This window comes from Streptomyces sp. 13-12-16 (assembly GCF_002114215.1).
GTDB lineage: Bacteria > Actinomycetota > Actinomycetes > Streptomycetales > Streptomycetaceae > Streptomyces.
The window spans coordinates 1-413 of sequence record NZ_NCTE01001484.1 but is presented as its reverse complement, the minus strand read 5'-3'; the positions used below and the strand labels follow the sequence as shown (position 1 = coordinate 413).

Annotated in this window: 1 pseudogene; it reads right to left on the bottom strand. The window is 79.9% G+C overall.

The window, feature by feature from the left end:
* Positions 1 to 229: 229 nt before the first annotated feature.
* Positions 230 to 413, bottom strand: a pseudogene (locus B7767_RS43145) (GntR family transcriptional regulator); the annotation flags it as partial.

Sequence of the window (413 nt, the reverse complement as noted above, 5' to 3'; positions counted from 1 at the left end):
CGCCCCCCGCCACTGCCGCCGACTCCGCGGGCAGTCGTGCCTCCCCCAGTGCCTCAAGGGCCCGGGAGGTGCCCCCAGGGCGATGGGGGTGCCCCCGCCCGAGCGCAGCCGAGAGCAGGGGAGGCACCCCGCAAACGCCGGGCCGCGCGAGCACCCCCCGCCCGGCCCGCACCCCCGGAGCCCACCACCGGCACAGCCGACCGCAGGTAACCCGCACCCCGCCCCCACCTCAGGCGTACGTCCGCCCCGGCCCCCCGGCCGGACCGATCGCCGCGGCGATCGCCTCGGACAGCGGCTCGATCTCCTCCTCGGCGAGCGTCGAGACGGTGACCCGGATCCCCGGCGCCGCGTCCATCCGGAAGCGGGCGCCGGGTGCCACCGCCCAGCCCGCGTGCAGCAGGCGGGCGACCGCG